This window comes from Acidovorax sp. Leaf78, assembly GCF_001422735.1.
GTDB lineage: Bacteria > Pseudomonadota > Gammaproteobacteria > Burkholderiales > Burkholderiaceae_C > Acidovorax.
In genome coordinates this window covers 157,762-172,049 of sequence record NZ_LMLZ01000025.1, presented here as the reverse complement: position 1 = coordinate 172,049, position 14,288 = coordinate 157,762, and the positions used below count along the sequence as shown (strand labels likewise).

General features: G+C 55.8%; 13 protein-coding genes. 3 read left to right on the top strand and 10 right to left on the bottom strand.

What is annotated here, in order from left to right; all coding sequences use genetic code 11:
• Nucleotides 1–46 precede the first annotated feature (46 nt).
• The 7 genes from aroB to ASF16_RS24180 form a co-directional block, all read right to left on the bottom strand.
• Nucleotides 47–1,165, bottom strand: coding sequence for a 3-dehydroquinate synthase (gene aroB / locus ASF16_RS24200; RefSeq protein WP_056173430.1), 1,119 nt, complete (start codon nucleotides 1,163–1,165; stop codon nucleotides 47–49).
• A 204-nt stretch (nucleotides 1,166–1,369) separates the two neighbouring features.
• Nucleotides 1,370–2,938, bottom strand: coding sequence for an Ig domain-containing protein (locus ASF16_RS25775; protein WP_082517127.1), 1,569 nt, complete (start codon nucleotides 2,936–2,938; stop codon nucleotides 1,370–1,372).
• 27 nt (nucleotides 2,939–2,965) lie between these two features.
• Nucleotides 2,966–5,110: a type IV pilus secretin PilQ gene (pilQ, locus tag ASF16_RS24195; RefSeq protein ID WP_082517126.1), complete on the bottom strand. Its 2,145-nt coding sequence runs from the start codon at nucleotides 5,108–5,110 to the stop codon at nucleotides 2,966–2,968.
• A complete protein-coding gene (locus ASF16_RS25770; protein WP_082517125.1) occupies nucleotides 5,107–5,646 on the bottom strand; it encodes a pilus assembly protein PilP in 540 nt (179 codons plus the stop codon). Before ASF16_RS25770 ends, pilQ begins: the two co-directional genes overlap by 4 nt.
• Nucleotides 5,643–6,326, bottom strand: a complete 684-nt coding sequence (locus ASF16_RS25765) for a type 4a pilus biogenesis protein PilO (RefSeq protein WP_082517124.1) — start codon at nucleotides 6,324–6,326, stop codon at nucleotides 5,643–5,645. The genes ASF16_RS25770 and ASF16_RS25765 overlap by 4 nt, the downstream gene beginning before the upstream one ends.
• Before the next feature lies 1 nt (nucleotide 6,327).
• Nucleotides 6,328–6,936 (bottom strand): PilN domain-containing protein, encoded by a 609-nt coding sequence (locus tag ASF16_RS24185; RefSeq protein WP_056173424.1) that lies wholly within the window; start codon nucleotides 6,934–6,936, stop codon nucleotides 6,328–6,330.
• Complete coding sequence (locus tag ASF16_RS24180) at nucleotides 6,933–8,012, bottom strand: pilus assembly protein PilM (protein WP_056173422.1); 1,080 nt, start codon at nucleotides 8,010–8,012, stop codon at nucleotides 6,933–6,935. The genes ASF16_RS24185 and ASF16_RS24180 overlap by 4 nt, the downstream gene beginning before the upstream one ends.
• Before the next feature lie 268 nt (nucleotides 8,013–8,280).
• Here ASF16_RS24180 and ASF16_RS24175 point away from each other — a divergent pair, with 268 nt between their 5' ends.
• Complete coding sequence (locus tag ASF16_RS24175; protein ID WP_056173420.1) at nucleotides 8,281–10,680, top strand: penicillin-binding protein 1A; 2,400 nt, start codon at nucleotides 8,281–8,283, stop codon at nucleotides 10,678–10,680.
• A gap of 130 nt (nucleotides 10,681–10,810) precedes the next feature.
• On the opposite strand, the gene cyaY is transcribed toward ASF16_RS24175, so the two are convergent.
• Complete coding sequence (gene cyaY, locus ASF16_RS24170) at nucleotides 10,811–11,140, bottom strand: iron donor protein CyaY (RefSeq protein WP_056173417.1); 330 nt, start codon at nucleotides 11,138–11,140, stop codon at nucleotides 10,811–10,813.
• Between the two features lie 12 nt (nucleotides 11,141–11,152).
• Between cyaY and ASF16_RS25760 the strand changes: the two genes are divergently transcribed.
• Entirely contained in the window at nucleotides 11,153–11,404 is a 252-nt protein-coding gene (locus ASF16_RS25760; RefSeq protein WP_082517123.1) for a lipoprotein, read from the top strand.
• Nucleotides 11,405–11,522: 118 nt separating this feature from the next.
• Nucleotides 11,523–12,341: an MBL fold metallo-hydrolase gene (locus tag ASF16_RS24160; RefSeq protein ID WP_056173589.1), complete on the top strand. Its 819-nt coding sequence runs from the start codon at nucleotides 11,523–11,525 to the stop codon at nucleotides 12,339–12,341.
• A 95-nt stretch (nucleotides 12,342–12,436) separates the two neighbouring features.
• On the opposite strand, the gene ASF16_RS24155 is transcribed toward ASF16_RS24160, so the two are convergent.
• Both ASF16_RS24155 and msrP read right to left on the bottom strand, forming a co-directional pair.
• Nucleotides 12,437–13,090, bottom strand: coding sequence for a sulfite oxidase heme-binding subunit YedZ (locus ASF16_RS24155; RefSeq protein ID WP_056173410.1), 654 nt, complete (start codon nucleotides 13,088–13,090; stop codon nucleotides 12,437–12,439).
• Nucleotides 13,091–13,182: 92 nt separating this feature from the next.
• Nucleotides 13,183–14,187, bottom strand: a complete 1,005-nt coding sequence (gene msrP / locus ASF16_RS24150) for a protein-methionine-sulfoxide reductase catalytic subunit MsrP (protein WP_056173407.1) — start codon at nucleotides 14,185–14,187, stop codon at nucleotides 13,183–13,185.
• Nucleotides 14,188–14,288 lie beyond the last annotated feature (101 nt).

Below are 14,288 nucleotides of genomic sequence, written 5' to 3'. Positions count from 1 at the left end.
CGATGCCACTGCGCGGTCTATCGGCGGGCGCCCGGCGCCGTCTCGATCACAGGGCGCAACAGTCATCGATCACAGCACGCACCAGTGCATCCGGCGCAGATCGAACCACCGCCCGGCCAGGCCCATCGATCACTACAAAGCGAATCTCACCACCCTCCGCCTTCTTGTCGACGCGCATGAGTTTCAGGTACCGGCCCGCATTGTCGTCAGCATCCAGGATCGCCCCCCGCACGGGGAGCCCCGCCCGCGCAATCAGTGCTGTGAGGCGCTGTACAAAAGCAGCATCCACCAGCCCCAGGCGATGCGACAGCTCGGCCGCCATCACCATACCCGCCCCTACGCCTTCGCCATGGAGCCACGCACCATAGCCCATGCCAGCCTCGATCGCGTGGCCAAAGGTGTGACCAAAATTCAAAATGGCGCGCAACCCGGATTCGCGCTCGTCCTGCCCGACCACCCAGGCCTTGATCTCGCAACTGCGGCGCACGGCGTGGGCCAGGGCGTCAGGATCGCGCGCCACCAGCGCATCCATATTTCCTTCCAGCCAATCGAAAAATGCCATGTCGGAAATGGGCCCGTACTTGATGACCTCCGCCAGTCCAGCACTCAACTCACGTGCTGGCAACGTGCGCAGCACGTCCAGGTCGCACACTACCAGTTGTGGCTGGTAGAACGCGCCGATCATGTTCTTGCCGAGCGGATGATTAATCGCCGTCTTGCCGCCGACGGACGAATCAACCTGCGCGAGCAACGTGGTCGGCACCTGCACGAAGGGCACGCCGCGCATGTAGCTTGCTGCGGCAAAGCCGGTCATGTCGCCTACGACTCCGCCGCCTAGCGCGAACATGACAGTCTTGCGGTCGCAATTGTTTTCCAGTAACGAATCGAAAATCTGCTGGAGGGTCTGCCAATTTTTATGGCTCTCTCCATCTGCCAGTTGCACCACCTCTATCCGCGCATAGCGAGTTTGCAGCGCGGACATCAAGTGAGCTGCGTACAGCGGCGCCACGGTTGTGTTGGTGACAACCAGCGCGACGCTGCCCAACGGCAAGGCTTCGAATGTTTGTGCACTAGACAACAAGCCGCTGCCAATGACGATGGGATAGCTACGCTCGGCCAAATCGATCGAGACGGTATGCCTAGCGGTAGTTTTAGATGGGCTCATATCTCGATCATTGCAAAGTAGAGTCGCTACATAGGGGTGCCGAAATCCGGTCTAGCCGCTGGAACTCCATCCCGCCGCCAGTGCATTTTACGAAGGCACGTTCGGGGTAAATCAGGTGATAGGTCAAAAAAATCCCCGGCAAGCCGGGGACTGATTTGGTGAGAGGATAGACCCCCCCTCCCTCTCTCTATTAAGCTGTGGCATTTATGCCCGGCAAGTACCTGCTCCAGTGCCGAAAGACATCAAAACCCTGCGTGTGGCAGTCTGCCCGCCGCGGTTTGCATTGATCGTAAACGCCGCACTCTTACAATCCTCGAGCTTGGGCACAGTTTGCGTAGCAGTGTAAGTGATGGTCAGAATGCCGTCTGCAGAAAGACTCAACCACGTCGGCAGTCCAGTAGCTGTCCATACAGCGCCACCTGTCCCAGGACCAGTCACAGTCAGAGCATATTGGTAATGAATACCGTTGACAGGCGCTACGGCAGCTGGATTACTAACTGGCAAGATACACAGATCAGAGCCGCAACCACTGTTAGTAATAGACAGCACATTGTTTGCCGGGTCCACCGCCGCATTGGCCGCAATCACCAACGGGAAGTTGCCGGTAATGGAGCTACCTTGGCTATCAGTGAGTCGCACCGCAATTTGAAACGTACCCACTTGTTTAACCGCAGGCGTGCCACTCAAGATACCATTGGCACTGAGAGTCAGGCCTTCTGGAATGCCGCCCAAAGCTGTCCATGTATATGGTGCAACACCTCCTGTCGCACTAAACGCATAACTGTAGGGCAGACCGTTTGTACCCGCTGGTGGGGTCGCGGCAACAAGCGTCAACGCCGGAGCAGGTGTGCCAGCTACTACGCCCGAATCTACAGCAACTGGATAAAGCTGAACAATGGGGTCCTGTATCCCATTGGTTACATCATTATCTGCCCGATCAGTAGTCATTTCCAACAATATAGTTCCTACACTAGTGCCGCTTGCTAGTGAAAACAACCCAACTCCACCAATCGTACTTACTTGCAGTACGCTGCCGCTCTGCGATCCCGAGAGCAACCGAGCGCCATTAGACGCGCCGCCCGATATGATCGCCACCTGCAAATTAGCCTTCGACGACACTGGTACCGGCTGATTTGCATCATCCAACACATAACCATTGATCGCAGTGCTAGTGCGCAGATTCGCAGTATTGCTTTGGACCCCAAGGACAGGGAATTCTGCAACACCCTTGATACTAGAAGCCTTACCAGTTGCAGCCCCAACGACGATATCTACAGCTGTAGATACAACCCGATTAGCACTTGGATCAGTAATGGAGCAAGTAATTTGAACCGGCCCCGCCTGATTTCCAGAATGGAAATGAAAAGAATTACCACCGGAGTTGGACGCAAGCGAAATACTTCGATAGGCGTTGGGGACTTTGGTCGTTACTCCGCCTACAGTTACGTCAGTTTCGTGCTCGGCTTTACCATCGAGGTAATATAGAGATCCTGAACTCAAGCCACCCGATATATTGCAGCCAAATACTTCAGCAGTACCTCCAGGGATAGCAACACTACCCTTACGTGCTTCCACATAAAGCGTTGTGGTATAGGGCGAGGAAACTCCTATGCCTGGGCGGGCACCGGCAATATTCAATGGCAACTGAACTTTATCTGCACGAAGTGAAATACTGTAAGGCTCAGTAGTTGTACCTGGACTACCCCCTCCGCCACCACATGAAGCGGCAAATGATGCCAGCAAAATTGTAGATAATTTATAAAATTTCAACATTTGTTTTTCCTGTTCATTAATTATAAATTACCGAGCAGCGGTCCGCTCAGTCAAAATCTTAGGGGTGATAAAGATCAACATTTCTTGCTTATTGGCTTGTTTGGTTTTGGTCTTGAAGAGATTCCCAACACCAGGAATATCACCTAAGAGTGGAACTTTCGCCTCAGACTCGTCTTCGAACAACTCGAAAATACCGCCGATAACTACAGTTCCACCGTTTTCTACCAGGACCTGAGTCTTGATATGCTTGGTATTGATAGCACGGACATTGAGAAGAATTTCCCCCGGACTATCCTTATTCACGTCCAAATCAAGAATGATGTTCCCTTCAGGAGTAATTTGAGGCTGCACTTCCAACTTGAGTACTGCCTTCTTGAAGGCGATAACAGTTCCGCCATTGGGAGCGGTTACAGGATAAGGAAACTCAGTTCCTTGCTCAATGGAGGCTTTGGTTTGATCAGCTGTAACTACACGCGGACTCGAAACAATCTTTCCTTTGCCATCTGCCTCCATTGCAGAAATCTCCAAGTTGAGAAATCTATTCGCGGCGGAGTTAAAGATGGAGATCGCAAAGCTGGCAGGATCAAACCCCCCTTGAGCCTGAGCGGGAAGATTCACGAAGTTACCCAAAGTGTTGGTAGATCCGCCCGCTCCGGTTGAAGCGACTGCATTGTTATAACTTGTACCGAAAGCCAAACTATTACCCCCTCCGAGAGCGTAGCCACCAGTCCCCCCTCGATTGGCGCGCAAATCGGTGGCGCCTAATCTGACTCCAAGCGAGCGCCCAAAGGTGTCAGACGCCTCGACGATTCGGGCTTCAATCATCACCTGCCGCACAGCCACATCCAGCGTAGACAACAGTTTGCGCACTTCTTCCAGCTTGCCACCAGTATCAGTAACAAACAGCTGGTTGGTTCTGGGCTCTGCAATAGCGCTGCCGCGCTCTGACAAAAATCTGTTACTTGTGCCACTGGCACCGCCACTGGATGTTGTAAGCTGATTAACCATATCAGCCGCCTTAGCATAATTCATCTGAAAGGCTTGAGTTCGCAACGGTTCGAGCTTTTGAATCGCTTGAACAGCCTCATAATCTTTTCTCAAACGATCATCAATTTCATCCTTTGGGGCAATCCACAAAACAGTACCGGTTTTGCGCATACCCAGACCTTTCGCCTCCATAATTATCTGCAGCGCTTGATCCCAAGGCACGTCTTTCAAGCGCAGCGTCAGCGATCCGGTGACCGTATCTGAAGTCACAATATTGAAATTCGTAAAGTCAGCGATAACTTGAAGCAATGAACGAACTTCAATATTTTGAAAATTGAGTGATAACTTTTCACCGCTATACCCTGGCCCCTGCGTCAGTTTGTTCAGGTCTATTTTTTTCTGACGAATCTCGACAACAAACTGGCTATCACTCTGATATGCGCTGTGCTCCCAATCACCGACAGGGTCAATAACCATTCGCACTCGCTCACCCTGTTGCGTCGTTTTTACCGTTTGGACTGGAGTTCCAAAATCAGCAACATCTAAATTTCTACGAAGGCCCTCTGGCAGCGAAGACTTTAGAAAGTCAACAACGAGTCCTTTTCCCTGCTGCTGAACATCTACACCTACCTGACTAGACGGTAGCGTTACTATAACTCTACCGGAGCCATCCGCACCCCGACGAAAATCAATATCGCGTAGAACTTGCACATCAGAACTTCCCACATCAGCAAATGTCTGTGTGGAGGGTACCCCCTTGGCTGCCGCGCTGGCAATCGAACCGCTTGATCCTAATGAGATAAACAGTGACTTCCCCTGAATTTCCGCTTGATAGGAAGTCGCTTGCTTTAGATTAAGCACAATTCTGGACAAATCGCCAGCTTGCACGATGTTCACCGATCTGACATTACCTTGATTAATTTCAAAGATATTTTTGCCGCTACCATTAACGGTCCCGGGAAAATCCAACGCAACACGCGGCGGTGTTTGAACAGCAAAACCTCGAGGCAGCTCTGCCAATGGCTGCCCGAAATCAATGCGAACGACGTCTACGCCATTTTGAACACTGCTGACAACAGATTCCAGAACACCCTGGGCATACGCACTTACCGGGACCAATACAGCCAAAGAGGCTCCAGCGAAGAAGCTCCAGATTTTAGAGCTACATACTTTAGAATTTTTCATTTCTTAACCTCTTGCAGATCCAAGGACGTCGTACGCTCAACCCAATCACCTGTAGCATCCTGCACGATTTCCCGCAGTTGAATTGAACTTTCCGATACGCGAATTATTTTCCCATAATTCTGGCCGATGTAGTTTCCAACGCGTACTTGATATAAAAGGGTGTCGACTTTCAGCAAAGCTGTTGGCGTACCTTTTTTATCCAGGCTACCGACCATTGTCATTACGTCGAGTGGATAGGCTTCAAGTGGCTCTTTCCGTCTAGCCATCTCTGGAGCAATGAGCGCCGCGTTAGATGCAAGTTGACTGGAGTCTTTACGCAAAGCCTGGGTCAATTTGACCGCATTAAAGGGCTCCACCCCAGCCTCCATAGTATAAGCTTGTGGCTGAAACTGTTTAGGCTCACTTAAAGGAGTCACGCGGGGTTTTGTTGTTGCGCGTAACTCTTCCATCCACAGCCGAAGATCATCGTCCTGTGAGAAACCGCAACTCCCTAAAAATAGAGTACAAAACAAGAAAAGCACCCGGGGATATCTCATTTCTTAGATCCTCCTGCTTTTCTTTGGATTTGAATTTCTTCATTATCAAGATATCGAAATGTACGTGCGGTTGCATTCATGGTAAGCATTCCCGCATCTTTGCCTGCATCCTTAGGAATTGGGGCGATCGAAATGTTGTTAAGAGTGACAATACGGGACAATTGGGCGATATCAGCGGCAAATGCTCCCATATCGTGATACTTTCCCGTGACTTTCACATCAATAGGAAGTTCCGCATAATACTCTTTCACTACAACAGCTCCAGGGCGAAACAAGTCGAACTGCAAACTTCTCCCCAAGCCAGCTTGATTAATATCCGAAAGCAGCGCAGCCATTTCAGCTTTACTTGGCAGTTGCTTCTCGAGTTGAATTACATACTGCTGAACTTGTTCACGCTGTCGCTTAAGAGCATCTAAACTAACAGCCTTAACCAATTTTGTTTGATAATCAGCTCTTAACGATTGCTCTTTAGCCACCTCCGCCTGCAACTCTTCCTCATATTCTTTGATTTTTGCAAACCAAGACACAACGGCAACTGCGGTCGCTATCAAAACACACAAGAGGACTTTCGGGGCAACTGGCCACAGCGAAGGATCCTTAGCATCGAGATTTCTAAACTGTCTGGCAATGACATCTTGCGCGGCAACGAAATCAATCTGCTTTGTTGATTTTTTAGCCATTTTATTTTCCCTGCGAAGCACTGGCAGGAGCACTCGCTCCTTTGACATCAGCCGTGCGCATTAACCGAAAACGCAAATTGAAATTTGCTACTCTCCGCAAGTCCTTTTGAGTCAAAGGAATATTACCTGCCACAATATCAACCAACTCCGGCTTGGACAGCCATGGGGTGTTGTCAGTCAAATTTCGCAACATCTCCGAAACTCGTTCGTTAGACTGAGCAACCCCTTGCATAGAGATGACACTTTCAGTTTGCTTGATATTGTTGATATAGACACCCTCAGGAATCTGTTTCACCAACTCGTTGAGCAAATGCACTGGCAAGTTGCGATCAGATTGAAGGTCTTCAACTGCCTTCTGCCGTGCTTTTAATGCTGCGATCTCATCTTCAATGGTGGCAATTTCTTTTATCTGATCTTCTAAAATCTTGATCTCGCCCTGAAGAAAATTATTTTTTTCTTGCTGCGTGGTGATCATCATTTGAAACCACCAATAAATAGCACCGGCAATTACCAAGCCAATTAGAAACGACCCAAACATCGTCGCCTGAAAAATCTCTTTACGACGCTTGCGAGCTGCTTCACGATGAGGTAGAAGATTGATGAGAATCACTGCAAAAATCTCCGCATTGCTAAGCCACAAGAAGTCAGATAGGAAGGCGCTTCACGTACCATTTTCTTCAATCGAACGGAACTTCCAATTTCCATGCCGTCAAACGGATTCACTGTAGTGCAGGCAAACCCGGTTTGTTGAGTTACCGCTTCAGTTAGTCCTGGCAACGGCGCCGATCCCCCAGCAAGCATGATGTGATCGACACGGTTGTGGGGGGTGCTGGTGAAGAAAAATTGCAGCGCTCTGCTTATTTCTTGAGCCATGCTATCCACAAACGGACGCAGTACTGCAGCCTGATAGTCTTCGGGCAAGTCGCCGCTTCGTTTTTTGCTTTCAGCCTCTTCCAGCGAAAATCCGTATTGGCGCACGATTAGTTGTGTTAATTGAGCCCCACCAAATGCTTGATCTCGGTCATAAAGGACCTCTTCGTTACGGATCACTTGCATACTGGTTGTGAGTGCGCCCACCTCAAAGAGAGCCACAATAGAGTCCACTCCTTTATTGGGCAAGCTCTCTATCAATCGCCCCGCAGCCAAGCGCGATGCGTGAGACTCAATATCAACAACTATCGGCTTCAGACCCGCAGCCTCTGCCAGTCCCTGGCGGTCTTGTACTTTTTCGCGGCGTGATGCGGCAATCAGCACTTCCACATCACCAGGCGCGCTTTTACTTGGTCCTATGACACAAAAATCCAGACTGACCTCGTCTAGAGAAAAAGGGATGTATTGGTTGGCCTCCGATTCAACCTGAACCTCAAGTTCTTGCTCAGTCATTCCCCCGGGCAACGTGATCTTTTTTGTAATGACAGCCGACGGAGGCAGTGCCAGGGCCACGTTTTTGGTCCGCGTGCCGCTTTTCTTCACCAGACGGCGCAACGCGTCAGCCACCTCATCGAACTTTTCGATGTTTCCGTCGCTGATCCAGCCGCGCTCCAGCGGCTCGATTGCGCAGCGCTCCAGAACCAGCGCGCCGGACTTGTCGCGCGCAAGCTCCACGAGCTTGACGCTGGACGAGCTGATGTCGATTCCCAGCAGCGGCGCCGACTGGCGATTGAACAAAGACCCCATTGAGCTCAAGATTGGTCCCCTGTAACTTGCCAAAATGAGGCAACAAAACTTAACACTTCACATGAATGCTATCAGTAAGGTACTTCTCCAGCAAAGATTTTTCCCCCTGTAACGTTCCTCAAGCGTTGCCAAAAGCAGACGATTTTTGGTGGTTGCGCAACACCGTTCAGCGGCAGCGTCCCACCTTTCGGCGGGCGACGAGACGACAGGGGCAGAGGATTTCGCCCTACAGGAGCTGCATTTTTTATAATGGACGGTCTTACCTCTCCGGAGCGATATGTCGCCCTCTCCCTCGAAGCCTTCCGACAAGTCGGACTCCCCTGCCCCTCGCGCTCGCCCCACTTGGCTTCGCTGGATCTTTCTTGCCTTCGCGTGGACCGCAGGGCTGGCGCTGGCCGGAGCTTTCGGGCTTGCCTTGACCATCGCGGTGGCGCTGGCCGTGGCCTACCCGAACCTGCCCGACATCTCCGACCTTGCGGACTACCGGCCCAAGCTCCCCCTGCGGGTCTACTCTTCGGAAGGTGCCTTGCTGGGAGAATTTGGTGAAGAGCGCCGCAACCTGACGCCCATCCAGGACATCCCCACGGTCATGAAGGACGCCGTGCTGGCCATCGAGGACACACGCTTCTTTCAACATGGCGGCGTCGACTACAAGGGTGTGGTGCGTGCAGGCTTGGCCAACCTCGGGCGTGTGAAGAGCCAAGGTGCCTCAACTATCACAATGCAGGTAGCGCGAAATGTTTATCTGTCTTCAGAGAAAACATTTACACGCAAAATTTACGAAATCTTACTAACGTTCAAGCTTGAGCATTTACTGACCAAAGATCAGATTCTCGAGATTTACATGAACCAGATTTATCTGGGGAATCGTGCATATGGTTTTGCTGCAGCGTCCGAGGCGTATTTTGGCAAACCACTGAAATCAGTATCCGTTGCCGAAGCGGCGATGCTGGCAGGGCTGCCAAAAGCCCCGTCCGCTTACAACCCGATCAGCAACCCCAAACGTGCGCGCTCACGGCAGCTCTACATCATTGAGCGCATGCAGGAGAACGGCTTCATCACCGCCGACGAAGCCATCGCCGCGAAGAAAGAAGACCTCAAGATCCGCTCCGGCCCCGACACCACCCGGGTACACGCGGAATACGTGGCTGAAATGGCGCGCCAGCTCATCTTCACGCAGTACGGCAACGAGGCCTACACCCGCGGCCTGAATGTGTACACAACCCTCAATGCTGCAGAGCAGGAGGCTGCCTATGCCTCGCTGCGCCGGGGCATCATGGACTACGAACGCCGGCAGCAGTACCGCGGGCCGGAGAAGTTTGTCGCCTTGCCTGCCAGTGCTCAGGATGTGGAGGACGCCATCGACGATGCGCTGGCCAATCATCCCGACAACGGCGATGTGCTGTCGGCAGTCGTTCTGGAGGCGTCGGCCCGCAAGATCGTCGCAGCGCGCGCCAACGGCGACATGCTCGAGATCACCGGCGATGGCCTCAAACCGGCCCAGTCGGGCCTGAGCGACAAGGCGCCGCCCAACATCAAGATCCGCCGGGGCGCGGTGATCCGCGTGGTGAAGACGCCCAAGAATGCCTGGGAAATCACGCAGCTTCCTGAAGTGGAAGGCGCCTTGGTGGCCCTGGACCCTCGCACCGGTGCGATTCGCGCCTTGGTCGGCGGCTTTGACTTCGACAAGAACAAGTTCAACCACGCCGCGCAGGCGTGGCGCCAGCCAGGCTCGAGCTTCAAGCCCTTCATCTACTCCGCCGCACTGGAGAAAGGTTTCACGCCCGCCACGGTCATCAACGACGCACCGCTGTTCTTCGACGCGGGCACCACGGGCGGCCAGCCCTGGGAGCCCAAGAACTACGACGGCAAGTATGACGGCCCGATGAGCATGCGCACCGGTTTGGCCAAGTCCAAGAACATGATCTCGATCCGTATCCTGCAGGCTGTCGGCCCCAAGACCGCGCAGGAATGGGTGTCGCGCTTCGGTTTCGACGCGGAAAAGCACCCGGCCTATCTGACCATGGCCCTGGGCGCTGGCTCCGTCACGCCGCTTCAGATGGCGACGGCTTACTCGGTGTTCGCCAATGGTGGCTACCGCGTGAACCCCTGGCTGATCGCGAAAGTGACCGACCACAAGGGCCGCGTGATCTCTGAAACCACGCCACCCGAGACCAGCGAGCAGCCCCGCGCCATCGATGCCCGCAATGCGTTCATCATGAACAGCTTGCTGCAGGAGGTCACACGCTCTGGCACGGCAGCCCGCGCGCAGGCCACGCTCAAGCGTCCGGACCTGTACGGCAAGACCGGCACGACGAATGACTCGGTGGATGCGTGGTTCGCGGGCTATCAGCCCACGGTGGCGGCCGTCACCTGGATCGGCTACGACACGCCACGCAACCTGGGCAGCCGCGAGACCGGTGGGGGTTTGAGCCTGCCGGTGTGGATCAGCTTCATGGAACGGGCGCTCAAAGGCGTGCCGGTGATGGAGGCCAAAGTGCCGCCGGGTGTCGTGAACGTGGGCGGCGAGTGGTTCTATGAAGAGTACGCCCGCAATGCGGGTGTGGCGAATGTGGGGCTGGATGACCGGTCTGCCGCATCGCCCGCTGGTACAGCCCCCCACGCGCCACCGCCGACCGAAGAGCGAAACCGCATCCTCGATCTGTTTCGCAACTAGCAGGGTTCAGTAGGCTCCTTGTTGGGCTGGCCGGTTAGCGAACGACCGCCGGCCCCAGACCTTTATCCCTGCGATACCTGAGGTCAACGCCGTGCGCTGCACCCAGCGTTCGCTAAACAGCCACTCCCTGTTAGGCGGAGAACTGCAGCGCCATCCCTGACTGCTGCGTGGCATCACGGGTCAGGCAGGCAAAGAAGTCTCCGGCGCCCTTAGTGTCGTGCCAGGCGGTGCCATCAAACTTGTAGTGATAGCCGCCGGACTTGGCAGCCATCCAGACCTCGTGCAGCGGCCTTTGCAGGTTGATGACGATCTGGGTGCGGTTGGGGAAGGTCAGGGTCACCATGCCGCCCGACCGCTGGGCATCCACGTCGGCGTCCGTGTCGTCGTTGATGCGATCACAACTGCGCTCGACGGCGAGAAGCAGTTTTTCGGCGTGGTCGAGAAATTCAAGGTCGGTCATTACAATTTGCGCATGTTGAAAGCTTCCCAAATTCTAGTCAGGACGCTTGTCCTTGCTGCCAGTGCGGCAGCCCTTGTCGGTTGTGGTCAACGGGGGCCGCTGTTTTTGCCCACGGGTCCGGCGGCCGCGCAGCGGGCCACTCTGCCTGAAACACTGACGCCCAACAGGGACCGCACCGGGAGCAGCGTCGACAACAGCACCCCCAGCGCATCGGTGCCGCCCGCTGCAGCAGCGCCTGCCGACGCCGCCTCCGCACCGCGCTGAAGCGCCAGCAGCGACCGCGCCAGCCGCTGCCCATCAATCCCTTCACCCTTGATTTCTATCAAGAACGTTGGGCAGGGGCCATCGTAGATTCGGTGCTTTATTGCACTGCAGGATGGCCATGGCCCTGGAACTCTACCGCGACAAGAATCACGCTTGTCTGATGTTTACCGACCTCATCGAGGAAGACGGCCAGGCCGTGCAGGCCAATCAGTTCCTGATCGTGGACGACGACACCGGGGCCATCATCGACCCGGGCGGCAACCTGGCGTTCAACGAGTTGTTCATGGGGATGACCAAGCACTTCCCACCCCATAAGCTGTCGTACCTGATCGCCTCGCACGCAGACCCGGACATCATCGCTTCGCTGGACCGCTGGATGACCAGCACCAAGGCAGACCTGGTGATCTCGCGCGTGTGGGAGCGGTTTGCACCCCACTTCACCAAGGTCGGCAAGACCGAAAACCGCGTGATCGGCGTGCCTGACAGCGGCGGTCACCTGCCGCTAGGGCGCCATGAGCTGGTGCTGTTGCCGGCGCACTTCATGCATTCCGAAGGCAATTTCCACTTCTACGACCCGGTCAGCCGCATCCTGTTCACGGGCGACCTGGGGGTGTCGATGATGTCGGGGGCCGAAGCGCGCGTGCCGGTCACCGACCTCAAGCCCCACATCCCGCGCATGGAAGGGTTCCACCGGCGGTACATGGTTTCCAACAAGATCCTGCGGCTGTGGACGCAGATGGCGCGGAAGCTGGAGATTTCCATGCTGGTGCCGCAGCATGGCGCCCCCATCATGGGCAAGAAGGCCATCGGCGACTTCTTCGACTGGATCGAGAACCTGATGTGCGGCATCGATCTCTTCGATGACCGTGCCTACCAGATCCCTACGGCCTACATCGACCCGGTCAGCCGGCAGATGCGCGCCCAGCCTGTGCGGTAGACGGCTACCTGTTGTGAATAAAAAAAGGTGCTACCGCTTTTCCAGCAAGCGCTAGCAGCTATTAATTCAATAGCATCGGGTGCGAGGACCTGCCACTACCTCGTCCGTGCGGCAGCAGGTGATGCCTGCACCGCGGCACCACGCGCCGCCTTGCTTTTGCGCAGCCGCTGCCACAGGCGCCACCCCAGCAACGCGGCCAGGATGGCGGCGTACACGGCCACTTCACCAAAGTCATTCTTTCCGGCGCGCATCCAGAAGAAATGCAGGATGGCCAGCCCGGCGACGACGTAGACCGTGCGGTGCAGCGCCTGCCAGCGCTTGCCGCCCATCGCCTTGATGGCACGGTTGAACGACGTGGCGGCCAACAGCGTGAGCAGCAGCAACGCCAGCGAGCCCACCAGGATGAACGGCCGCTTGGCGATGTCGCGCAGGATGTCCGGCAGATCGAACCCCATGTCGAACCAAGCGTAGCTCAGCAGGTGCAGCACGGCGTAAAAGAACACGAACAATCCCAGCATGCGCCGAAACCGCGCCAACTGCGGCGTAGCGGTGATGACGCGCGCGGGCGTCACGGCCAGCACCAGGCACAGCGCGCGCAGCGCCCAGTCGCCGGTGGCGCGGATCAGTGCCTCGGCGGGGTTGGCGCCCAACTGGTTGGTGGCCGTGGCGTAGACGAGCCAGGCCAGCGGCAACAGGCACAGCACGAACACCACAGGCTTGGCGGCCGGATGAAGCAGGAGTTTTCGCATGGGGTGCCCAGGCTGGGGGATCGGCGTGAAGTCGGAGGGCGATGGATGGCCGAGTAGGCGCAGGTCAATGGCCCTGCCCGGCACACCCAGGCTCAGTAGAACTTCTTGAGGTCCATGCCGGCGTACAGCTGGCCGACCTGGGCTTCATAGCCGTTGAACATCAGCGTCTTGCGCTTCTTGGCGAACAGGCCGTCTTCGCCGATGCGCCGCTCGGTGGCCTGGCTCCAGCGGGGGTGGTCGACCTCGGGGTTCACGTTGGAGTAGAAGCCGTATTCCTGCTTGGCCGCCTTGTTCCAGGCCGTGCCTGGTTCTTTCTCGACGAAGCGGATCTTGACCAGGCTCTTGGCGCTCTTGAAGCCGTATTTCCACGGCACCACCAAGCGCACCGGTGCGCCGTTCTGGTTGGGCAGCACCTCGCCGTACATGCCGAAGCTCAGCAGAGTCAGCGGGTGCATGGCTTCGTCCATGCGCAGGCCTTCCACATACGGCCAGTCCAGCACGCGGGATCCGACGAACGGCATGGTCGCCTTGTCGGCCAGCGTCACGAACTCCACGTACTTGGCGCTGCCCTGGGGCTCCACGCGCTTGATCAGCTCGGCCAGCGAATAGCCCACCCACGGCACCACCATGGACCAGCCCTCCACACAGCGCAGCCGGTAGATGCGCTCTTCCTGGGCGCTCAACTTGAGCAGGTCTTCGATGCTGTACTTGCCGGGCTTCTTGACCAGGCCCTCGACTTCCACCGTCCAGGGGGTGGTCTTCAAGGTGTGGGCATTGCGGGCAGGGTCTGCCTTGTCGGTGCCGAATTCATAGTAGTTGTTGTAGGTGCTCGCGTCCTTGTAGTCGGTGAGCTTTTCCATGGTGACGGCCCCAGCCACCGTCGACCGGGTGCTGGCCAGCGCGGCCAGCTTGCCGGGCTTGGGCACTGCCGCCGCCTGCGCCATGGCCTCGCGCCCTGCCCAGGCCGCCAGGGCAGCGCCTGCGGCACCACCGGCCATCAGGCGCAGCATCTGGCGCCGGTCCTCGTAGACCGAGCGCGGCGTGATCTCCGAGGAGTGCGGGTGGTTGAAGCCTTTGTCGCGGGGCGGGATCAGCATGGCGGTCTCCGGTGTTCTCGGGTTGAAACAGTGTGACGATAGAGCAGAACAACTGCTAGTTCGTTCCCTGTACCGCTCAGGTTACACCGAAGACGCAATAG